Origin of the sequence: Mesorhizobium sp. M0159, from assembly GCF_040322295.1 — a bacterium.
Lineage (GTDB): Bacteria > Pseudomonadota > Alphaproteobacteria > Rhizobiales > Rhizobiaceae > Mesorhizobium.
This window is the reverse complement of the sequence record NZ_JAMYTF010000011.1, coordinates 23,022-44,389: the sequence shown is the minus strand read 5'-3', so window position 1 is coordinate 44,389 and position 21,368 is coordinate 23,022. Positions and strand designations below refer to the sequence as shown.

At 62.0% G+C, this 21,368-nt stretch carries 20 protein-coding genes; 12 read left to right on the top strand and 8 right to left on the bottom strand.

Going from position 1 to position 21,368, the window contains the following annotated elements:
- Window positions 1-14 precede the first annotated feature (14 nt).
- A complete protein-coding gene (gene speB, locus NKJ32_RS13965; RefSeq protein ID WP_023674641.1) occupies window positions 15-1,022 on the bottom strand; it encodes an agmatinase in 1,008 nt (335 codons plus the stop codon).
- A 287-nt stretch (window positions 1,023-1,309) separates the two neighbouring features.
- Here speB and NKJ32_RS13960 point away from each other — a divergent pair, with 287 nt between their 5' ends.
- On the top strand, window positions 1,310-2,368 hold the full coding sequence (locus tag NKJ32_RS13960; protein ID WP_352827862.1) for a glycerophosphodiester phosphodiesterase family protein: 1,059 nt from the start codon (window positions 1,310-1,312) through the stop codon (window positions 2,366-2,368).
- Between the two features lie 355 nt (window positions 2,369-2,723).
- Here the strand turns inward: NKJ32_RS13960 and NKJ32_RS13955 are convergent, their stop codons facing one another.
- Window positions 2,724-3,602, bottom strand: a complete 879-nt coding sequence (locus tag NKJ32_RS13955) for an aldo/keto reductase family oxidoreductase (protein ID WP_352456605.1) — start codon at window positions 3,600-3,602, stop codon at window positions 2,724-2,726.
- 94 nt (window positions 3,603-3,696) lie between these two features.
- On the opposite strand from NKJ32_RS13955, the gene NKJ32_RS13950 reads away from it, so the two are divergent.
- Window positions 3,697-4,590: a LysR family transcriptional regulator gene (locus NKJ32_RS13950; protein ID WP_352456606.1), complete on the top strand. Its 894-nt coding sequence runs from the start codon at window positions 3,697-3,699 to the stop codon at window positions 4,588-4,590.
- 108 nt (window positions 4,591-4,698) lie between these two features.
- On the opposite strand, the gene rpsI is transcribed toward NKJ32_RS13950, so the two are convergent.
- The 3 genes from rpsI to NKJ32_RS13935 form a co-directional block, all read right to left on the bottom strand.
- Window positions 4,699-5,181, bottom strand: coding sequence for a 30S ribosomal protein S9 (gene rpsI / locus NKJ32_RS13945; RefSeq protein ID WP_023674644.1), 483 nt, complete (start codon window positions 5,179-5,181; stop codon window positions 4,699-4,701).
- A 1-nt stretch (window position 5,182) separates the two neighbouring features.
- On the bottom strand, window positions 5,183-5,647 hold the full coding sequence (gene rplM / locus NKJ32_RS13940) for a 50S ribosomal protein L13 (RefSeq protein ID WP_023674645.1): 465 nt from the start codon (window positions 5,645-5,647) through the stop codon (window positions 5,183-5,185).
- A gap of 214 nt (window positions 5,648-5,861) precedes the next feature.
- Window positions 5,862-6,326, bottom strand: a complete 465-nt coding sequence (locus NKJ32_RS13935) for a PaaI family thioesterase (RefSeq protein ID WP_352571448.1) — start codon at window positions 6,324-6,326, stop codon at window positions 5,862-5,864.
- Window positions 6,327-6,480: 154 nt separating this feature from the next.
- On the opposite strand from NKJ32_RS13935, the gene NKJ32_RS13930 reads away from it, so the two are divergent.
- The 5 genes from NKJ32_RS13930 (at window position 6,481) to NKJ32_RS13910 (ending at window position 10,120) form a co-directional block, all read left to right on the top strand.
- Window positions 6,481-7,302: an enoyl-CoA hydratase gene (locus tag NKJ32_RS13930; protein WP_352571447.1), complete on the top strand. Its 822-nt coding sequence runs from the start codon at window positions 6,481-6,483 to the stop codon at window positions 7,300-7,302.
- 9 nt (window positions 7,303-7,311) lie between these two features.
- Window positions 7,312-7,734 (top strand): VOC family protein, encoded by a 423-nt coding sequence (locus NKJ32_RS13925; protein ID WP_352449340.1) that lies wholly within the window; start codon window positions 7,312-7,314, stop codon window positions 7,732-7,734.
- A gap of 76 nt (window positions 7,735-7,810) precedes the next feature.
- The gene (locus NKJ32_RS13920) at window positions 7,811-8,332 is read left to right on the top strand and encodes a CoA-binding protein (protein WP_352571446.1); all 522 of its coding nucleotides are present in this window, start codon (window positions 7,811-7,813) and stop codon (window positions 8,330-8,332) included.
- A gap of 151 nt (window positions 8,333-8,483) precedes the next feature.
- A complete protein-coding gene (locus NKJ32_RS13915) occupies window positions 8,484-9,764 on the top strand; it encodes an O-acetylhomoserine aminocarboxypropyltransferase (RefSeq protein WP_352827858.1) in 1,281 nt (426 codons plus the stop codon).
- A gap of 5 nt (window positions 9,765-9,769) precedes the next feature.
- Complete coding sequence (locus NKJ32_RS13910; protein ID WP_352827855.1) at window positions 9,770-10,120, top strand: cupin domain-containing protein; 351 nt, start codon at window positions 9,770-9,772, stop codon at window positions 10,118-10,120.
- 159 nt (window positions 10,121-10,279) lie between these two features.
- Here the strand turns inward: NKJ32_RS13910 and NKJ32_RS13905 are convergent, their stop codons facing one another.
- The gene (locus NKJ32_RS13905; protein ID WP_352827852.1) at window positions 10,280-11,737 is read right to left on the bottom strand and encodes an LVIVD repeat-containing protein; all 1,458 of its coding nucleotides are present in this window, start codon (window positions 11,735-11,737) and stop codon (window positions 10,280-10,282) included.
- An 88-nt stretch (window positions 11,738-11,825) separates the two neighbouring features.
- Here NKJ32_RS13905 and NKJ32_RS13900 point away from each other — a divergent pair, with 88 nt between their 5' ends.
- Complete coding sequence (locus NKJ32_RS13900) at window positions 11,826-12,731, top strand: LysR family transcriptional regulator (RefSeq protein WP_352827849.1); 906 nt, start codon at window positions 11,826-11,828, stop codon at window positions 12,729-12,731.
- A gap of 170 nt (window positions 12,732-12,901) precedes the next feature.
- Here the strand turns inward: NKJ32_RS13900 and NKJ32_RS13895 are convergent, their stop codons facing one another.
- Window positions 12,902-14,149 carry a cytochrome P450 gene (locus tag NKJ32_RS13895; RefSeq protein ID WP_352827847.1) on the bottom strand — a complete coding sequence of 416 codons (1,248 nt, stop codon included), beginning with the start codon at window positions 14,147-14,149 and terminating at the stop codon, window positions 12,902-12,904.
- A 97-nt stretch (window positions 14,150-14,246) separates the two neighbouring features.
- Here NKJ32_RS13895 and NKJ32_RS13890 point away from each other — a divergent pair, with 97 nt between their 5' ends.
- A complete protein-coding gene (locus NKJ32_RS13890; RefSeq protein ID WP_352827844.1) occupies window positions 14,247-15,350 on the top strand; it encodes an NAD(P)/FAD-dependent oxidoreductase in 1,104 nt (367 codons plus the stop codon).
- Between the two features lie 3 nt (window positions 15,351-15,353).
- Here the strand turns inward: NKJ32_RS13890 and NKJ32_RS13885 are convergent, their stop codons facing one another.
- On the bottom strand, window positions 15,354-15,944 hold the full coding sequence (locus NKJ32_RS13885) for a hypothetical protein (protein ID WP_023674654.1): 591 nt from the start codon (window positions 15,942-15,944) through the stop codon (window positions 15,354-15,356).
- Window positions 15,945-16,291: 347 nt separating this feature from the next.
- Between NKJ32_RS13885 and NKJ32_RS13880 the strand changes: the two genes are divergently transcribed.
- The 3 genes from NKJ32_RS13880 to lon all read left to right on the top strand — a co-directional run bounded on the left by NKJ32_RS13880 (window position 16,292) and on the right by lon (window position 21,195).
- Complete coding sequence (locus tag NKJ32_RS13880; RefSeq protein ID WP_023674655.1) at window positions 16,292-16,921, top strand: ATP-dependent Clp protease proteolytic subunit; 630 nt, start codon at window positions 16,292-16,294, stop codon at window positions 16,919-16,921.
- Window positions 16,922-17,225: 304 nt separating this feature from the next.
- Window positions 17,226-18,500 (top strand): ATP-dependent Clp protease ATP-binding subunit ClpX, encoded by a 1,275-nt coding sequence (clpX, locus tag NKJ32_RS13875; RefSeq protein WP_006332719.1) that lies wholly within the window; start codon window positions 17,226-17,228, stop codon window positions 18,498-18,500.
- 283 nt (window positions 18,501-18,783) lie between these two features.
- The gene (gene lon, locus NKJ32_RS13870) at window positions 18,784-21,195 is read left to right on the top strand and encodes an endopeptidase La (protein WP_352827841.1); all 2,412 of its coding nucleotides are present in this window, start codon (window positions 18,784-18,786) and stop codon (window positions 21,193-21,195) included.
- The last annotated feature ends 173 nt before the right edge of the window (window positions 21,196-21,368 follow it).

Genomic DNA, 21,368 nt, shown 5'->3' with positions numbered 1-21,368 from the left:
CTGTTTTCTCAAAGCTATATGCCGCTCGCCTGATTCAATCCGGCAACGCCGTGATTGCCCTGGGTCATTTCCTCGAGCCGGGCCTTTCGTTCCGCCAACAGCCCGAGATAGTGCATGGCCACCATCGACCCGGCAATTGCCGTTATATCGGCGTGATCATAGGCTGGCGCAACCTCGACGACGTCGGCGCCGACGATATCGAGCTGGTTGATCTGGCGCAGCACCGACAGGATCTTTGCCGAAGACGGGCCTCCCGCGACCGGCGTTCCGGTGCCGGGCGCAAAAGCCGGGTCCAGGCAATCGATGTCGAAAGTGACGTAGGTCTTCTTGCCGCCCGTACGGTCGACGATGGCATACGCGATGTCCGACGCACGCATTTCCTCCACTTCATGGCCATACAGGATCTTGATACCGAACGTGTCGGGCGCATGGGTGCGGATGCCGATCTGGATCGACCGGTCGGGGTCGATGATGCCCTCCTTGACTGCACGGCCGACGAAGGAGCCGTGATCGATGCGCTTGCCGTCGTCGGGCCAGGTGTCCTGGTGTGCGTCGAACTGCACCAGAGCCAGCGGGCCATGGATGGCGGCATGCGCCTTGAGCAGCGGCCAGGTGACGAAGTGATCGCCACCGAGTGACAGCAGAAAGGCGCCGGATTTCAGGATCTTCGCCGCTTCGCGTTCGATCGTGGCAGGCGTCTTCTGGTGATTGCCGCTGTCGAGCAGGCAGTCGCCATAATCGACCACGGCAAGCTGTTCGAACAGATCGCGCGAAAACGGATATTGCGGATCGTTGTCGAGGATGGCCGAGGCGCGGCGGATTGCCTGCGGTCCGAAACGGGCGCCCGGCCGATTGGTGACCGCAGCGTCGAAGGGAATGCCCCACACCACCGCATCGGCGTCCTTCACGTCCTTCGAATATTTGCGCCGCATGAACGACAGGGCGCCGGCATAGGTCGGCTCGAACGACGCACCCGTCCTGGAGCGGGTGGTGAAGGCGTGATCGATGGTCCTTGGCGGCATGAAGCGATCTCCTGTGCGTCGACGCGCAACCTTATTGGACATAATTCTCAGAATTGCGACCCCTGCGGAGGATCATGGCCATTCGATCCGGTCACAAATCCTTGCTCGCCAGGCGAACCCGGCATGGCTCGCCAGGAGATTGCCTGGCAAGCAACCGAAAGTAGCCGCCGACGACTGCTTCGGCCGGCGCTGACCTGATTTTCCGGCATTTTGCAAGCCGGCTTCGTTCACCTGCCTGTCACGGGCATCGCTTAACCGGGGTGCGATCCCGGTACGGAGCGATTCTCATGCGAACGATTTGGCTGAGCCTTCTGCTTTCCGCGGCGCTGGCGCTCTCCCTTGGCCAGGCATCGGCAGGCGAAACGCGCGCCAGGCAGATTCTCGACCGCTTCGAGCACGCCAACCAATGGCGCGACCATGTGATAGTGGCCGCGCACCGCGCCGGCGGCATGCAATCCGGCAAGACGCTCTATCCCGAAAATTCGATCGCCGCCGTCGAGGCGTCGATCGCAATGGGCGCCGAAATCGTCGAGGTCGATATCAGGCGCTCGAAGGACGGACAGTTCGTCGTCATGCATGACAGTTGGCTCGACCGCACCACGACTTGCAAAGGTGAGGTCGACAAGCACACATTGGCCGAACTCAAGACGTGCCGGTTGGTGATCGAAGGCACCGGCGCCGTTACCGGCGAGACGGTCTCGACGTTGCGCGAGCTGTTGATGGCGACTAGGGACAGGATCCTCATCAATCTCGATAACAAGCTCGATACCGAAAGCCTGGCCGGCATGGTCGCGGTCGCGCGCGACCTCGGCATGGCCGAACAGGTGGTCGTCAAGGAGAACCTGTGGGATGCGGAGAGGATCGCCACGGTTGCGGCCGCCATGGACGCGATCGAGGGCGGCTTCCAGTTCATGCCGATCATTGCCGACGATGCGGTTCACGACGCGATGTTTGCCGAAAAAGTCAGCCGGGCGTTCCCGGTGCGGGCGATCGAACTGATCAATTGGCGGGCCGGCGCCGAGACACTGACCGAGACCGGCGGCCCGCTGTTCAGCCCGCGCATGCGCGCGATCGCCGTGAGGGGCGACTGGCACATCTGGGCCGACACCTATGCCATCGTCAACAAGCCGGGCGGCTTCCTCGCCGGCGGCCGCGGCGACGAGCTGGCGGTCGCGGCCAGCCTGCCGCGCGAGACTTATGGTTTCTGGGTCGAGCGAGGCGCCACCATCATCCAGACCGACGAACCGAAGGCCGCCATCAGTTGGCTGGCGGCGAACGGTTTTCGCGTGCCCTATGCCGGTGAGAAGCGCCCGGCCGAGCCGGCCAACACGGCCAGCATCAACTAGACCGGCGCGGCGAGAACTGGATCTCCCTCTTGTGGGGACGATGCCCGGCAGGGCAGAAGGGCGCTGTCCCGCCGACCCCAGGCCGGCAGCGCCAAACTTTCGAAGGAACCCAGAAACAGAAAACCCGCCTCTGTGGGCGGGTCGTTGGAGCCAATTAGCACCACACCCAGATTAGTAGCATAGCTGCCGGCACAAAGCAAGAACAAAATGTGGCGTAGTGGCAGAAAAATGCGACGATCCTTCAGCGTCTCGGCTGTCCCGCCTGTAAGGTCGCGCGCCTTAGCTGTCGTGCCGGCAATCTTCCCCGCAAGGGAACCCAGTTGGGGGAGATTGGCTCATCACTGCCTTCGGTAATCTACCCGCAGGCCGCCATTGCCACACCATCCAGCTCCTTGATGACATCGTCCGACAGTTCGAGGTCGGCAGCGGCGAGGTTCTCCCGCAGATGCGCGACGGCAGACGTGCCGGGGATCAGAAGAATGTTGGGTCCGCGGCGAAGCAGCCAGGCGAGCGCGACCTGCATGGGCGTGGCGCCGAGGCGTGCGGCGACCTTGGACAAGGTCGACGACTGCAACGGGTTGAAGCCGCCAAGTGGGAAGAACGGCACATAGGCGGTGCCGTCGTGGGCGAGATCGTTGATCAAGGCATCATCGCCCCGATGCGCCAGATTGTACTGGTTCTGCACGCAGACGATCCTGCACATCCTGCGGCCTTCGGCGATCTGTGCAGCGGTGACGTTGCTCAGCCCGATGTGGCGCACGAGGCCCTGTCGCTGGAGCTCGGCAAGCGTCGCAAGCGGCGCCTCGATCGACCCTTCGGCGGGGCCATGCGCGTCGAACATGACCCGAAGGTTGACCACCTCCAGCACGTCGAGTCCGAGATTGTGCAGATTGTCGTGCACCGCCTGTGTCAGCTCTTCTGCCGAGAAGGCCGGCAGCCATGAGCCATCCGTGCCGCGTCGGGCACCGATCTTGGTGACGATAACGAGGTCGTCGGGATAGGGTGCGAGCGCTTCGCGGATCAACAGGTTGGTCACGTGCGGGCCATAGAAGTCGCTGGTGTCGATGTGGTTGACGCCTTGTGCAACGGCTTCGCGCAGTACGGCCAATGCCGCGTCGTGGTCCTTTGGTGGGCCGAAGACGCCGGGCCCTGCGAGCTGCATGGCACCGTAGCCGAGCCGTCTCACCTTGCGGTCGCCGAGGATGAATGTGCCGGACTGGTCGACGCTGGACATGGTCTTTCTCCTTCAGGGATGGTGCAGAGATAGACGCTGTCCGATCTCATGATAATTGGGTACAATTCGCACGGGCTGTGCGGAATGACGAACAATGCAGATTGATCTCGGGGATCTGAACGCCTTCGTGGCCGTAGCGCGCGCCAAAGGCTTTCGCGATGCGGCACGCGCCAACGGCGGCAGTGCGTCCGGCTTGAGCGAGGCGGTACGCCGCCTGGAGACGCAGCTCGGTGTCAGGCTGCTCAACCGGACGACCCGCAGCGTCGTCCTGACGGAAGCTGGCGAAGGCCTGCTGGCGCGGCTCGGTCCTGCCTTGACCGAGGTGGAATCGGCCCTCGACGTAGTGAACGGCTTTCGCGACAGGCCGGCAGGTACGTTGCGCCTCAATGTGCCGGTCAGCGCGGCGCGGCTGGTACTGCCCAGCATCGTTCCGCCTTTTCTCGCCGCCTATCCGGGCATCCGGTTGGAGGTGATCTCGGAGGAGAGCTTCGTCGATGTGCTGGCGGCGGGGTGCGACGCCGGCATTCGCTATGAGGAGCGGCTGGAGCAGGACATGATCGCTGTGCCGATCGGACCGCGCGTGCAGCGCTTCGCCATCGCCGCCAGCCCGGCCTACCTGGATCGTCATGGCCGGCCGCAACACCCGCGCGACCTGCTCGGCCACGCCTGCCTGCGCGGCCGCTTTGCCAGCCGTGCGATGCCGCCGTGGGAATTCGAGCGCGACGGCGAGGTGGTGCGGGTCGACCCGACGGGGCCGCTTGTCGTGACCCTGGGCGGGGCGACTGACCTCAAAGTCGATGCAGCCATCGCCGGCACCGGCATCATCAGCCTGTTCGAGGATTGGCTACGCCCTCACTTCGAGAGCGGGGCGCTCGAACCGCTGCTTGAACCCTGGTGGCAGAGCTTCTCCGGGCCGTTCCTTTACTATCCCGGCCGGCGCCTCGTGCCGGCGCCGTTGCGGGCGTTCATTGACTTCATCAAGGCCTGAAGTCTGCCACCATGCGTGCGAGCCGCGCCCGATGGGGTGATTGGTGCCTCTTTTTGTGGAAAAGGCCGCCCGGAGGCGGCCTTTCGAAAACGTGTAATTGCGCAGCGCTTAACGCTTGGAGAACTGGAAGCTCCGGCGGGCCTTTGCCTTGCCGTACTTCTTGCGCTCGACGACGCGGCTGTCGCGGGTCAGGAAGCCACCCTTCTTGAGCACGGCGCGCAGCGCCGGCTCGTAATAGGTCAGCGCCTTGGAGATGCCGTGGCGCACGGCACCCGCCTGGCCGGAAAGGCCGCCGCCGATGACGGTGGCAACGATGTCGTACTGGCCGGCGCGATTGGCGGCGATGATCGGCTGGTTGAGGATCATCTGCAGCACCGGACGCGCGAAATATTCGGCGAACACCTTGTCGTTGACGACGATCTTGCCGGAGCCGGGCTTCACCCAGACGCGGGCGATGGCGTTCTTGCGCTTGCCGGTGGCGTAGGCGCGGCCCGACTTATCGAGTTTCTGGACGTGGACGGGTGCGGCCGGCTGGGTGTTGGTATTGCCGGTGGCAGCTCCGAGTTCTGCGAGCGAGGAAAGCTCAGCCATCTTACGAAACCTTCTTGTTCTTGGCGTTCAGCTTGGCCACGTCGAGGACGACGGGCTGCTGGGCGACATGCGGATGTTCCGTGCCTGCATAGACGCGGAGGTTCTTCATCTGGCGACGGCCGAGTGGGCCACGCGGGATCATGCGTTCGACGGCCTTCTCGACGACACGTTCGGGAAAGCGGCCCTCGAGCAGCTGGCGCGCGGTGCGCTCCTTGACGCCGCCGGGGTGGCCGGTGTGCCAGTAATAGACCTTGTCGGTGAACTTCTTGCCGGTGAACACCACTTTGTCGGCATTGATGACGATGACGTTGTCGCCGTCGTCGACGTGCGGGGTGAAGGTGGGCTTGTGTTTGCCGCGAAGATGATTGGCGATGACAGTGGCGAGACGGCCGACGACGAGACCCTCGGCGTCGATCAGCACCCACTTCTTCACCACATCCGCAGGCTTCTGCGAAAAGGTTGCCATGGATTGTTGCTTTCGGTTCGGACCTTCAAAAGAAGGCGTTTCTTGTTGCTTGGATTGGCGAAAGGCGCTTGCCCGCCGCCAATAACAAAACGGCGGCCTTTGCGGGCCGCTGTTCCGTGAGGGCTTATAGGAGAGGACGGCGACTGCGTCAAGGCGCGTGAAATGTCGGAGAGCTATCAAAATCCAGCAAAAACAATGCTTTGCATGAAAGGTATTATTTTACCACATCATCAATCCGCTTTGGCGGGATCGAATAGGTGCCCGTTGCGTGCGCTACCGTGTGTCCCTCCGGGCCGGCGACGATGTCGATATCGAACACCATCAGGCTCTTGCCGAGCTTGAGGATGCGGCAATGGCCGTCGATAGGACCACTCTCGGCCTTGCGGACGAAATTGATGTTGAGACTGGTGGTGACCGAAAGTGCATCCGGTCCGGCATGCGAGAGCACGCAGACATAGCCGCCTATGTCGGCCAGCGTGAACAGCGCCGAACCCGACACGGTGCCGCCGGGACGCAAATGGCGCTCGTCGGCATTGAGCCGCACGATGCAGCCGCCTGGAAACACCTCCAACGCCTCATAGAAGGTGAACTGGTCGTTGAGCTGCGGGAAAACGGTCGCCATCAGCGCGTTGATTTCGGCAGCCGTCAGCACGGGCTTGAGATTGCTGTGGGCAGGCATGGCGGTCTCTCGTTTGCGCCTGCCTGTTTGAGCGCAGCATGCCGTTTCTGGCAACAGCCATTCATTATGGCAGAAGCGGACGAGGGAGTTGGACGAAGCGAGACGGCATACTAGATTAGTCCATCATCGATCCGGAATCGCGGAGGAACGACCTATGGCCGAAATCGTCGCCATCAAGCCTGCCGTTGCCGAAGGGCCGGTCACCGCCCGGCTGGACAAGGGCGTGCTCCGCCTGACGCTCGCCAATCCGCCGGCTAATGCTCTTTCGCTTGCAGTGATGGCGGCGCTGATGGCGGAACTCGACCGCGCCAAGGCCGACAAATCCGTCCGCGTCATCGTGCTCGGGGCGGCCGGCAAAGTGTTCTGCGCCGGACACGACCTCAAGGAGTTGAGCGCGCACCGCGCCGATGCCGATCGCGGCAGGGGCTTCTTCGAAAAGACCTTTTCCGCCTGCGCTTCACTGATGCAGGCGATCGTTCGCCATCCTAAGCCGGTGATCGCCGAAGTCGACGGCCTGGCGACGGCGGCTGGATTGCAGTTGGTCGCCAGCTGCGATCTCGCCATCGCCTCGCACGAGGCGACCTTCTGCACGCCGGGTGTTAACATCGGCCTGTTCTGCTCGACGCCGATGGTGGCGCTGTCGCGCAACGTCTCGCGCAAGCACGCCATGGAGATGCTTTTGACCGGCGAGACGATCGATGCGGCAACCGCCAAGGAATTCGGCTTGGTCAACCGCGTCGTGCCGCGCGAATATCTGAATCAGATTGTCACCAAATACGCGCAAACCATTGCGTCCAAATCCTCCCTGGTCGTCAAGATCGGCAAGGAAGCCTTCTACGAACAGGCAGAAATGGGGTTGGCCGAGGCCTATGATTACACCGGACGCGTCATGGTCGAGAACATGCTGGCGCGCGACGCGGAAGAGGGCATCGGCGCCTTCATCGGAAAGCGCAAGCCGGAATGGCCGGAGGAATAGGAGGCGGATATGGAACCGCGCATCTCCATCATCACCATCGCCACCGACGATCTCGACCGTGCGACGCGCTTCTATGAGGCGATGGGCCTGACCCGCCATGCCGGGATCACCGACGGCGTTGCCTTCTTCCAGATGGGCGGCGCTATTCTTGGCTTGTTTCCGCGCCCAAGCGCCGAAGAGGATTCGGGCGTCAGCTTCTCGAAGGCGCCGTCGGCCGTCTACCTCGCCTACAACACCCGCTCTGACGCCGAGGTCGACGAAGTGCTTGCGGCGGCTGAGAAGGCCGGCGGCAAGATCGTCAAGCCGGCCGGGCGCGCCTTCTGGGGCGGCTGGTACGGCTATTTCGCCGATGCCGACGGGCATGTCTGGGAAGTCGCGCACAATCCGGCTTTTCCGATCGCGGAAGACGGATCGATTTCGCTGCCGGGCTGACGACGTTCTCCCTGGCCCATTGCAAGCCACTTGCTCGGCTGTTGGCACCTCACTCTGAAGCGCTGTATGACGAGGCATGAACCACGACGCCTACGACAACGCCTATATCGCCGGCATCCTCAATTCGGTGAAGACCATCGCCATGGTCGGCGCGTCGGCCAATGACGTGCGGCCGAGCTACTTTGTGCTGAAATATCTGCTCGGCAAGGGGTTTTCGGTGTTCCCGATCAATCCCGGCCAGGCTGGCAAGGCGATTCTAGGCCAGATGACCTATGCCAGACTCGCCGACGTTCCAGGACCTGTCGATATGGTCGACGTGTTTCGCGCTTCCGCTGCCGTGCCCGGCATTGTCGACGAGGTGCTGCGGCTCGATCCGCTGCCGAAGGTCATCTGGATGCAGCTTGGCATACGCCATGACGAGGCGGCCGCGCGCGCCGAAGCCGCCGGCATCAAGGTGGTGATGAACCGTTGCCCCAAGATCGAATATGGCAAGCTGTCCGGCGAGATCGGCTGGACCGGCGTCAATTCCGGCGTGCTGTCGTCGAAGAAGCCGCTGATGCGGCCGGGATTCCAGAGTTTCGGCGTTCGCCAGAAGTAGGTAGTGAATAGTGAATGGTGAATAGAAGGATTTTTCTGGAAGGCGGGCAAGGCGGCATATGAGCCGCTTGCAATCAAGGTGGCGCTGGCCGACTTTGCCATTCACCATTCACCATTCACCATTCACCATTCACCATTGAGGGAGGTTTTCGATGGCCCGCACGCCCGGTTTCAATACGCTCGCCGTCCATGCCGGCGCCAAGCCGGATCCGGCGACCGGCGCACGCGCGACGCCGATCTACCAGACCACCTCCTTCGTCTTCGACGATGCCGACCATGCCGCCTCGCTGTTCGGGCTGAAGGCGTTCGGCAATATCTACACCCGCATCATGAACCCGACGCAGGCGGTGCTGGAAGAGCGCATCGCGGCACTCGAAGGCGGCACGGCAGGCCTTGCCGTCGCCTCCGGTCATGCCGCGCAGGTGCTGGTCTTCCACAATCTGATGCAGCCCGGCGATAATTTCGTTTCCGCGACAAAGCTTTACGGCGGCTCGATCAACCAGTTCGGCCACGCCTTCAAGAATTTCGGCTGGCAGGTGCGCTGGGCCGACACCAGCGATATCTCGACCTTCGAGAGCCAGATCGACGACAGGACCAAGGCGATCTTCATCGAGAGCCTGGCTAACCCTGGCGGCGTCTTCGTCGATATCGAGAAGATCGGCGACATCGCCCGCAAGTACGGCCTGCCGCTGATCGTCGATAACACGCTGGCCTCGCCCTACCTGCTGCGGCCGATCGAGCATGGCGCCGACATCGTCGTGCATTCGCTGACCAAGTTCATCGGCGGCCACGGCAATTCCATCGGCGGCGCCATTGTCGACGGCGGCACCTTCGACTGGTCGAAGTCGGGCAAATATCCGATGCTGTCGGAGCCGCGCCCCGAATATGGCGGCCTCGTACTGCACGAAACCTTCGGCAATTTCGCTTTCGCCATTGCCGCCCGCGTGCTCGGCCTGCGCGACATCGGCGCGGCGATTTCGCCGTTCAATGCATTCCTGATCCTGACCGGTCTGGAAACCTTGCCGCTCAGGATGCAGCGCCACTGCGACAATGCGGCGGCGGTCGCCGGATGGCTTTCCAACCATCCCAAGGTCGCCTGGGTGTCCTATCCCGGCCTGCCCAGCGACAAGAACAATGCGCTGCAGAAGAAGTACTCGCCGCTTGGCGCCGGCGCGGTGTTCACATTCGGGCTGAAGGGCGGCTATGCGGCGGGCATCAAGTTCGTCGAGGCGCTCGAACTGTTCTCGCATCTGGCCAATGTCGGCGACACCAAGTCGCTGGTCATCCACCCTGCATCGACCACGCATCGCCAACTTTCCGACGAGCAGAAGATCAACGCCGGGGCGGGGCCGGACACGGTCAGGCTTTCGGTCGGCATCGAGGACGTCAACGACATCGTCGCCGATCTGGAACAGGCCCTCGCCAAGGTTTGATCGCCATGACCACGCCGAAATTTCTTTCCGTCGGCGTCGACACCGTCGAACCGGAACTTGGCGCACCAGCGCCGGATCGCCTGATGTCGGGCGATCCGAAATTCCGCACCTGGAATGTCGAGGAACAGGACGGCGGCCTCTATGCCGGCGTCTGGGAAGCAACGCCGGGCAAATGGCGCATCGAATATGACGAATGGGAGTTCTGCCACATCCTGTCAGGGGTTTCGGTGATCGCCGAAGACGGCGGGAAGGCGCGCACCATCGGGGCCGGAGACAGCTTCGTGCTGAGGCCGGGCTTCAAGGGAAGCTGGGAAGTGCTTGAAACGACCCGCAAGGAGTATGTGATCAAGCTTTGATCTCGCATAGCGCCGGACTTTACAAAAGGCGATCGATGTCCGCGTCGAAAAATCCGTATCGGCTCATCATGTCGCGGTGCCATGAAACTTCCCAGCAAATCATGACTGCCTCCGCTTCCGCGCTCCGACTAAAGGCCTCATTCAGGGTGAATGTGACCGTCACGTTCGATCCGTTTCCGGCCGCGGGCCGGTGTAGCGGAGAATCCATAGCCCCTGGTTCTTGTCAGTTATGTAAATGAAGCCGCGCCGGTCCACGACCACGTCCTCGGTCTGAACAACCAGCTTGTCTTCCGGCATAGGGCCGTAGCGTCGGACTGGCTCCGGCGGGATGAAGTAGCCGACCTCGCGCGGAAGCCGAGTATTCGAGACGTCATAGACCCTGAGCCCAGCGTTGAAGTGCGCGATATAGAACAGATCGCCTTGTTTCTGGACATCGGGATGATGCTGGTGGTGGTTGATGTTGTGCGGTCCGCGCCAGCCGCCACGAGTTGTGAAATCCGAATAGGGAGCGCCTTCGGGTGGCACTGGTTCGGGCAACAGCGACAGCAGAAAGGGTTCACTGGAATCGGAAATATCGACGATCGAAGCGTGATGCATCGGACCACGTCCATAGGTGACGTTCTCCGAATTGGCGAAGGCAATGCCGCGCTTTGGAATCGGCAGCACGCTATGCACACCGAAGCGCGAATGAAACGGAGGGCTGAAGCTCAGGCCGCCGACCTGCCTCGGCTGGGAGACGTCGCTAATATCGAGCACAACGATTCCCGCCGCACCATAAGGCAAACAGACAAGATCGCCAGTGACATAGGGCGGGCCGTGCAGCGAGACATCCTCGCCCGTGCTGGCGCAGAAGGCGCCGCACATGCATTGCGGCTTCAGTCGCAACCGGTAGCGATCGGCGGTCTCCTGGTCGGCGGCGGACTTCGCAGCCGCAAAGCTCTCGCCGCCGGCCTCGTGCTGGCCCGGCACCCACCAGCGTCCGGCTTCGCGCGGATTCGAGCGATCCGAAATATCGAGGATGACGTAGATGTTGCCCCTGTAGCCCGGCATGCCGGCGGCAAGGTGGACATAACGTCCACCGGGATAGAGGTTGCGATGCGTGCCGTTTCCGCCGGTGCGGTACTGACTGAGTTGTTTCGGATTGATGGGGTCCGCGATATCCCAGATCAGAACGCCTTCGCCGAACGGTGCGTCGGGGTCACCGCCGAAATTAGCAAAGGGCTTTTCGAGGGCGGTCACCATCGTGTCGCCGGACAAATCTATTTGTAGAGTCCAAGTATTCGTGCCGAGATAGGGCACGAACTTGACCGTCTCGGGCTTGGCCGGGTCGGTCACGTCCACGATGCTCCAGCCGGAGTGCCAGAAGTGCCCAGTGTAGAGATACCAACGTTCGCCAACCTGCCTGATCGCCATTTTGAAGGCTGGGCGATGATCGAGATCGGTATAGCCCACTGCTTCGACATTGTGGGCGAAAGCGCCAGGGGGCGCTGGCGACGAAGCTGGAACGGGTTGGCCAAGGGCCTCGCAGACAAGACCGGATTGAGATGTCGCGGCGATTGTCGCGCCGATGAGTGGCACTTTCAGCATCTGGCGGCGTGAAATCTCGGAATTTTTCAAAGCGCGTCTCCCGGATTTTGCAGCTTTCCGGATTTTGCAGATTCCGATACTTTCCGTCCAATATCGTTTGAGCCATGGAAGGCTGAAGATGAACCACAAGCTGATGCAGTCCTTCATGGCCGTCGCCGAAGAGCTGCATTTCGGGCGCGCGGCAGCGCGCTTGCATATCTCACAGCCGCCCCTGACAAAGCAGATCCAGCAACTGGAACAGGCGATGGGTGTGCGCTTGCTGGAACGCACCAAGCGCAAAGTCGAACTGACTGCGGCGGGGCGTGTGTTCCTTGATGAGGTTAGGGCCGTGCTTCAGCAGACAGAGCAGGCGGTGGAGCTTGCTCGCAAAGCCGATCGTGGCGAAACCGGCCATCTTGCTGTCGGATTCATCGACGCGGCTATCTACAGCGTGGTGCCTTCTGTCGTCCAACGCTTCACCAAGCGCTATCCCGAGGTCGAGTTGAGCCTGACCGACCTGCGCATTCCCAATCAAGTCAGGGCTGTGGCCGAACGCCAGCTCGATATCGGTTTTGTTCATCCTCCCGTCGTTCACAACGCATTGAATGTCGAAAGCATACTGGTCGAACCCCTGATCGTGGCCTTGCCGGAAACGCATCGGTTGGCCTCGGAAGCAGAGGTCGCGCTGGCCGACCTGGCCTCCGAAGCGTTGATTCAGTTCCCGCGCAGCATCAATCCATCCCTCTATGACGAGATCGTCGGGCTGTGCCGTTCATCCGGGTTCAGCCCGAGGATCGTTCGAGAAGCAACGCCGAAGCAGACAATCATCGGACTTGTATCCGTCGGGCTGGGCGTCTCGTTGCTGCCCGCTTGTCTGCAAAATTTGCGCCGGCACGGCGTCGTTTATCGCCCCATCCAGGGACGAACCTTGTCCATCGACACTTCAATCATCTACCGGCATGAACAACCCTCGCCGGTGCTGAAGGCCTTCCTCGATATCGTCCGCGAGACGACTCTAACAGAGTCAAATCCGGTCTCTCTTTAAGCTTCATGAGCGAATTTCTGTCGGCATCCGGGATTGTCAGTGTGAGGTCCTGCTTCCGGTAGCTTCATCGTTCGAGCAGCGATTATTTGGCACTCGCGACCTTGAGATGTTACCTATTTGACCGGAATTCGCCGGAGCAGGCTTTCGAAGCCTGTCGTCGGAAGCCGTCCTCAGATTCTGACGGCGAGCGTTTCCAGGCCGTGGAAATGATAGGTGTCGCGGAAGCGCGGCTGTTCGGCAAGATGCAGCTGCGGTAGCCGGTCGAACAAGGTTTTCAGCGACACCCGCAGTTCGAGCCGGGCGAGCGGCGCGCCGATGCAGAAATGGATGCCGGCGCCGAACGATACGTTCTTCTGGTCGGCACGGTCCGGCCTGAAGGCGAGGGGCTCGGCAAACGCAGTAGGGTCGCGATTGGCCATGCCGAGCAACAGCCCGATCGTCTCGCCAGGCTGGACGATGATCCCCGGCCCGGCCTCGACCTCCTGATAGGCATAGCGCGTGAACATGTGCAGCGGCGCGTCGAAGCGCAGGCACTCTTCGACCGTCGCGGCTGTTGCTTCCGGTGAGGCGAAGAAGCGGCGCGGGTCGCCGCCTTGCGCAAGGATCGAGCGCACCGCATTGCCGGTCTGGTGGACAGTTGCCTCATGGCCGGCATTGAGCAAAAGGATGGCCGAGGATACCAGCTCGTCCTCCGACAGTTTCTGACCGTCCTCCTGTGCCCCAATCAGCAGCGACAGAAGATCCTCGCCCGGCCTCTTTCGCCGCTCGGCGACGTAGCCGCGCAGAAAATCGGAAAAGTCGCGCGCGGCGCGATTGGCCGTGTCCTCCGTCTCGCGGGTGCGGCCATGCATGTACATGGCGACCATCCGATGCGACCAGTCGAGCAGCTGCGGCCCCATCTCGACCGGCACGCCTAGCATCTCGGCAATGATGGTGATCGGCAAGGGAGCGGCGAAGGCCGTCAGCAGGTCGACTTCCCCTGGTTCGAAACGGTCGATCAGTTCGTTGGCCAACGTCTCGACGCGCGGCCTGAGCCGCTCGACCTGGCGCGAGACGAAGGCGCGGTTGACCAGCGTTCTGAGCCGTGTGTGGACGGGCGGCTCCAACTCCAGCATCGAATTGGCCTCGACACCGTCGAAGGCGCTGAGATGCGTGCGGTCCTGGCCGATGCCCCGGCTGTCCGGAATGCCGGCCGGGTTCTGGCGGCCGAAGCGGCGATCGCGCAGCAGTCGGTTGACGTCGTCGAAGCCGCCAAAACACCAGAAACCAAATTCTTCCCAGAAGAAGGCGTTCGATGCGCCATGCAGGAAGGCGTAGGCTTCATATGGGTCCTGGAAAAAAGCCGGTTCGTGCGGATCGAGCCGCAGGCGGCGGGAGGCTGGATCAAAGGCAAGATAGGGCGGCTTCAATTCGGTCATGCCAGATCATTAGCGCGGCTTGCCAGTCTGGTGCCAGACCGTATGTTGGCCCTCCCGTGAGGTGAGCCGCCGAAGCGGTTGCGGAAGGACGGTTTTCATGAATGTGATCGTGGTCGGTGCAGGCATTGCCGGGCTTTCCACGGCCTGGTCGCTGGTCAAGGCCGGGCACCTCGTCTCGATCGTCGAGCAGGGACCGATCCCCAATCCGCTCGCCGCCTCCGGCGACCATCATCGCATCATCCGCCGCGCCTACCGGGCCGGAACGGGCTACGGCCGGCTGATCACCGAAGCCTATGAAGCCTGGGATGAGATGTGGGCCGATCTCGGTGAAAGCCATCTCGATCCGCGCGGCTTCATCTGCATTTCGCGCCAGCCGGGAGACGAGGCCGAGGAATACCGAGAAGGCATGGAAGCCGGGAACTACCCGTTCGAATTGTTCGAGCCGGATGCCGCGGTCGAACGCTGGCCGTTCCTAGAACCTGGTTCATTCCGCTATGCGTATTTTTCGCCGGACGGCGGCGCGCTGCACTGCCGCAAGATCGCTGCCGGCCTCGCCAGGTGGCTGCGCGCGAACGGCGCCAATGTCTATGAGAACAGCAAGGTGGTCGAGATCGACGCCGAGGCCGGGCATGTCGTGCTGGCGGGCGGCGAAACGATGCAGGCCGACCGGATCGTCGTCGCTGCCGGCGCCTGGGTGCTAAAACTGTTCCCGGAGCTGGATGGCGAGCTGAAAACCTGGCGCACCGCGCTCGCCTATGTCGAACCGCCGGCGGACCTGAAAGCGGTCTGGCAGGCAGCACCGGTCGTCCTCAACATCGGCGGCACTGTCGACGGCTACGCCATCCCGCCGACAGGCGGCGCCGGCATGAAATTCGGCTCGGGCCTGCACAGGGTGCCGACCAGCGATGCAGACTGGAACCGTCAGCCGGTGCCGGGCGAGGGCGAGGCGATCCGCAACCTGTTTTCACCGCCGATTGCCCATATCGAGGAGTATAAGGTCACCGAGGTGGTCACCTGCGCCTACACCTTCACCGCCGACGAGAAATTCCTGGCTCACCAGAAAGGCAGATGCCTGGTCGTCTCGGCCTGCTCCGGCCACGGCTACAAGTTCGGCGCGGCAGTCGGCAGAAGGGTTGCGGCCTACGTCGGCAACGGCGATGTCGACGGCCTGAAGAAATGGCTCAGGGCGGAGGTGGCCTGAGCGCTAATACTGGCAATGCCTCGGAATATGCACGCGGCGCCAGCTGGATGAGCCCTCCCTGACCACCACGCGGCGGGCCACTGTCTGATAGGACGCCGGAATGTCGATGATGCGCCGTTGCTCCGGCCGCACGAGAACCTCTTCGGCGACGCTCTCGTATTCGGCGGGGAGGACAACGCGCCGCCGGCGTTCCGGCTCAACCACGACGATCTCGGCCATGCGTTCATAGCGCGCCTTGTGCCTGACCTTGCACAGCACCTTGCGGCCATTGATGATGCGCCATTCCCAGGAATAGCCGCCGTCATTGACCCTCACGGACCGGTAGATGGTGCGGGTGATGGCGGGCACGGTCTCGTAGCTAACGCGCGCCGGCGCGATCTGCACCACGCGCTCACGCGTCCCGTAGATCGGCGCTTCATACTGCACCTGCTGGCCGGCTGGGCTGACGAGCACATCCTCGTAGACGGTGTCGTAGACGGCCGGCCGGTTAACCTGCTCGTAGCATTCGACCGAGCGTCCGCCGGCAGCCGTTTCGGACGCCATGCCGAGAACGCTGATGCCGGTAAGGGCCAAGGAAGCAACTTTCTTGATCATCGCACTCCCCCTGTTTGAACTGCGTGAAGCGAGTTCAACGTTGAATTGTAGGGTAAGCCGTGGCCGGAAAAAGCGGTTTCACCACTTTTCGTTAAGCGATGCGGTTAAGAAACTGCTAAACAACGGCCAAGCATGAGCGCCCCTTCCCACGGCAGGAGAGGGGCTGCCGGCACGGCGACAGGCGAAACTGGTTTGGAAACCTTGATTCGACTTAACCGGATGGCTAGGAGAGGCGGCCTTGCGCTAGGGTGAGCCGGCATCCTATTTACACAATAACGATCCAGAACCGATTCTGCCCGATTGCAAATCTCCGGCGCCGGAATCCCATCATCAAAAAGGGATAGTCCATGAAGAACCCCGTCGAAACCTACATGAACCTCGTTCCGATGGTGGTCGAACAGACCAATCGCGGCGAGCGGGCCTACGACATTTTCTCGCGGCTCCTCAAGGAGCGCATCATTTTCATCACCGGCCCGGTCGAGGATGGCATGGCGACGCTGGTCTGCGCGCAGCTGCTGTTCCTCGAGGCGGAGAATCCGAAGAAGGAAATCAACCTCTATATCAACTCGCCCGGCGGCGTCGTCACCTCCGGCATGGCGATCTATGACACCATGCAGTTCATCAAGCCTGCCGTGTCGACGCTCTGCATCGGTCAGGCCGCCTCGATGGGCTCGCTGCTCTTGACGGCGGGCCACAAGGACATGCGCTTTGCCACGCCGAACGCCCGCATCATGGTCCACCAGCCTTCCGGCGGCTTCCAGGGCCAGGCTTCCGACATCGAGCGCCATGCCCAGGACATCATCAAGCTGAAGCGTCGCCTCAACGAGGTTTACGTCAAGCACACCGGCAAGAGCTACGATGAGATTGAAAAAACGCTCGACCGTGACCATTTCATGACTGCCGACGAGGCCAGGGATTTCGGCCTCATCGACAAGGTCATTTCGTCACGTGAGCCGGTCGAAGGTATTGCCTTATAGGCCCGCGGTGGCCCTGCGGTGGCAATGAGTGGCGGGATCACGCGCTTTTGGCGCAGCTTGCGGCATTTCGGCCACAATTGGCTGTTCCCTCGACGGGTGCAATTGCCTACGTTAAGGCTATGTTGATTTTCGACGGCTTAGCTTTGCGTGGGGTTGTTCGAATCATTGCCCCGTTTTCCGATTTGTGTTTCGTACGGAATGCGTTGCGGGAGCCGGGGCACTGGCGGCAGCGGATTCCCGCGATAGATTGAATATGCGCCCTTTCAACCAGACCATCGGCGGGCGGCCATGAAAGGACAGGAAAATGAGCAAGGTCGGCAACAACAGCGGTGATTCCAAGAACACGCTTTATTGCTCGTTTTGCGGCAAAAGCCAGCACGAAGTGCGCAAGCTGATCGCCGGGCCGACGGTGTTCATCTGCGACGAATGCGTCGAACTGTGCATGGACATCATCCGCGAGGAGAACAAGACCTCGATGGTGAAGTCGCGCGAGGGCGTGCCGACCCCGCAGGAAATCCTCAAGGTTCTCGACGACTACGTCATCGGCCAGCCCTACGCCAAGCGCGTGCTGTCGGTGGCCGTCCACAACCACTACAAGCGCCTCGCCCATGCCGGCAAGAACAACGACGTCGAACTGGCGAAGTCGAACATCCTGCTGATCGGCCCGACCGGCTGCGGCAAGACGCTGCTGGCGCAGACGCTGGCCCGCATCATCGACGTCCCCTTCACCATGGCCGACGCGACGACGCTGACCGAGGCCGGCTATGTCGGCGAGGATGTCGAGAACATCATCCTGAAGCTGTTGCAGTCGGCCGACTACAATGTCGAGCGCGCCCAGCGCGGCATCGTCTATATCGACGAGATCGACAAGATCTCGCGCAAGTCGGACAATCCCTCGATCACCCGCGACGTCTCGGGCGAGGGCGTGCAGCAGGCACTTTTGAAGATCATGGAAGGCACTGTCGCCTCCGTGCCGCCGCAGGGCGGCAGGAAGCATCCGCAGCAGGAATTCCTGCAGGTCGACACCGCCAACATCCTGTTCATCTGCGGTGGCGCTTTCGCCGGCCTGGACAAGATCATCTCGGATCGCGGCAGGAAGACCTCGATCGGTTTCGGCGCCATCGTCGCTTCGCCCGAGGATCGCCGCACCGGCGATGTTTTCCGCCTGGTCGAGCCTGAGGATCTCTTGAAGTTCGGCCTCATTCCAGAGTTCGTCGGCCGTCTGCCTGTCCTGGCGACGCTGGAGGACCTCGACGAGCCGGCGCTGATCCAGATCCTGACCGAGCCGAAGAACGCGCTGGTCAAGCAGTATCAGCGGCTGTTCGAGATGGAGAATGTCGACCTGACCTTCCACGAGAACGCGCTCTCGGCGATCGCCAAGCGCGCCATCGAACGCAAGACCGGCGCGCGCGGCCTTCGTTCGATCATGGAAGCGATCCTGCTCGACACCATGTTCGAGCTGCCGGCGCTGGAAGGCGTGCGCGAAGTGGTTATTTCGGAAGAGGTGGTGTCAGGCAACGCCCGGCCGCTCTACATCTATTCCGAGCAGAAGGAAAAGAAGGGCAACGTCAGCGCCTGACGTGAGCCGGCAATGGATTTTTTTTCCGAAACGGCGCCGCAGGGCGCCGTTTTGCTGTCGCACACCGCATGTGGCGCCGCCTAATGGCTGCGGATTGGAGGGACGGACCGTGTTGACCCTTGATCTTTACCCCCTGTGCCTCCAACTAATGGCAGAAGGCCGTGGTGCCGAATTCTGTGCTGTAAAACTCCCGTCACAAACGGTGGTAGGCGGAACGATCCCCGGTCGTTAATATGAGATTCGCGGTTGGCCGATTGGCGGCCGCGACATGAAAGGTTGGACAATGGCCAAATTATCCAAGGCTCCCAGCGACGGCGTCTTCGCAGTCCTCCCACTGCGCGACATCGTGGTGTTCCCGCACATGATCGTTCCGCTCTTTGTCGGGCGTGAAAAATCGATCAAGGCGCTGGAAGAAGTGATGGGTCAGGAAAAGCAGATCCTGCTTGCGACCCAGATGAATGCCGCCGACGACGATCCGGAGCCCGATGCCATCTTTGACATCGGTACGCTCGCCAACGTGCTGCAATTGCTGAAACTGCCGGACGGCACCGTGAAGGTCCTGGTCGAAGGTGCCTCGCGCGCGAAAATCGTCGCGTTCACCGACCGTCCCGATTTCCATGAAGCCCGTGCTGCGGCGCTGGTCGAACCGGAGGAGGAAGAGGTCGAGGTCGAGGCGCTGGCCCGTTCCGTCGTCACCGACTTCGAGAACTACGTCAAGCTGAACAAGAAGATCTCGCCCGAAGTGGTGGGTGCCGCCAGCCAGATCGACGACTATTCCAAGCTCGCCGACACGGTCGCTTCGCATCTTGCCATCAAGATCCCCGAGAAGCAGGAGATGCTCGCCACGCTGTCCGTCAAGGAACGGCTGGAAAAGGCGATGGGCTTCATGGAAGCCGAAATCTCGGTGCTGCAGGTGGAGAAGCGTATCCGCTCGCGCGTCAAGCGCCAGATGGAGAAGACGCAGCGCGAATACTACCTCAACGAGCAGATGAAGGCGATCCAGAAGGAGCTCGGCGAGGGCGAGGACGGCCGCGACGAGGCCGCCGAGATCGAGGCGCGCATCAAGAAGACCAAGCTCTCCAAGGAGGCCCGCGAAAAGGCGGAAGCCGAACTGAAGAAGCTGCGGACGATGTCGCCGATGTCGGCTGAATCGACCGTCGTGCGCAACTATCTCGACTGGCTGCTGTCGATCCCGTGGGGCAGGAACTCCAAGGTCAAGCAGGATCTGGCCTTTGCCCAGAACGTGCTCGATACCGACCATTTCGGCCTCGACAAGGTCAAGGACCGCATCGTCGAATACCTCGCCGTGCAGAGCCGCCAGAAGAAGCTGAAGGGGCCGATCCTGTGCCTCGTCGGACCTCCCGGCGTCGGCAAGACCTCGCTTGGCAAGTCGATCGCCAAGGCGACCGGCCGCGAGTTCATCCGCATGGCGCTGGGCGGCGTGCGCGACGAGGCCGAGATCCGCGGTCACCGCCGCACCTATATCGGCTCGATGCCCGGCAAGGTCATTCAGTCGATGAAGAAGGCGAAGAAATCCAACCCGCTCTTCCTGCTCGACGAGATCGACAAGATGGGCCAGGATTTCCGCGGCGATCCGTCATCGGCTTTGCTCGAGGTGCTCGATCCCGAGCAGAACTCGACGTTCATGGACCATTACCTCGAGGTCGAATACGACCTGTCGAGCGTGATGTTCGTGACGACGGCGAACACGCTGAACATCCCTGCGCCCTTGATGGACCGCATGGAGATCATCCGTATCGCCGGCTACACCGAGGACGAGAAGATCGAGATCGCCAAGCGTCACCTGATGCCCAAGGTGATCCGCGACCACGCGTTGCAGCCGAAGGAATTCTCCGTCGGCGAGGACGCGATCCGCGGCATCATCCAGACCTACACCCGTGAAGCGGGCGTCAGGAGCCTGGAGCGCGAGCTGATGAAGCTCGGGCGCAAGGCGGTGACCGAGATCCTGAAGACGAAGAAGAAGACGATCGACATCACGGCGGATAATCTTGCCGATTACCTTGGTGTTCCGCGCTTCCGCTTCGGCCAGGTCGAGAGCGACGATCAGGTCGGCGTGGTCACCGGGCTCGCCTGGACGGAAGTCGGCGGCGAGCTGTTGACGGTGGAAGGTGTCATGATGCCCGGCAAGGGCCGCATGACCGTGACCGGCAATCTGCGCGACGTGATGAAGGAATCGATTTCGGCGGCGGCGTCCTATGTCCGCTCGCGGGCCATCGATTTCGGCGTCGAGCCGCCGCTGTTCGACAAGCGCGATATCCACGTCCACGTGCCGGAAGGCGCAACGCCCAAGGACGGACCGTCGGCTGGCGTGGCGATGGCGACGGCGATCGTCTCGGTGCTGACCGGAATCCCGGTCAAGGCCGATGTGGCGATGACCGGCGAGATCACGCTGCGCGGCAGGGTGCTGCCGATCGGCGGCCTCAAGGAGAAGCTGCTTGCCGCACTTCGCGGCGGCATCAAGAAGGTGCTGATCCCGGAAGAGAACGCCAAGGATCTGGCGGAGATTCCGGAGAACGTGAAGAGCGGCATGGAGATCATTCCGGTCTCACGGGTTGGCGAAGTGTTGCGCCATGCGCTGGTGCGCATGCCGGAACCGATCCAGTGGGTTGAACCCGTCAATGCGCCGGCCGTGGTCGATGTCGGGGACGAAGCTGGTAAATCGCTGGCGCATTAGCTCTTGCTAAAGTTGCAATGCACAAAGAGAGAGCCGGGCCTTGAGCCCGGCTTTTTCATGTGAAGAACCCCGGATTTCCGGGCTTTTTTCAACTTTCGTGGCGCTTTTCGACTTGGTTGCCGGAGCGCTTCTTTCTAAAGTCCGTTTCCTGCCGGATGAGTCGAGCGTTCCGG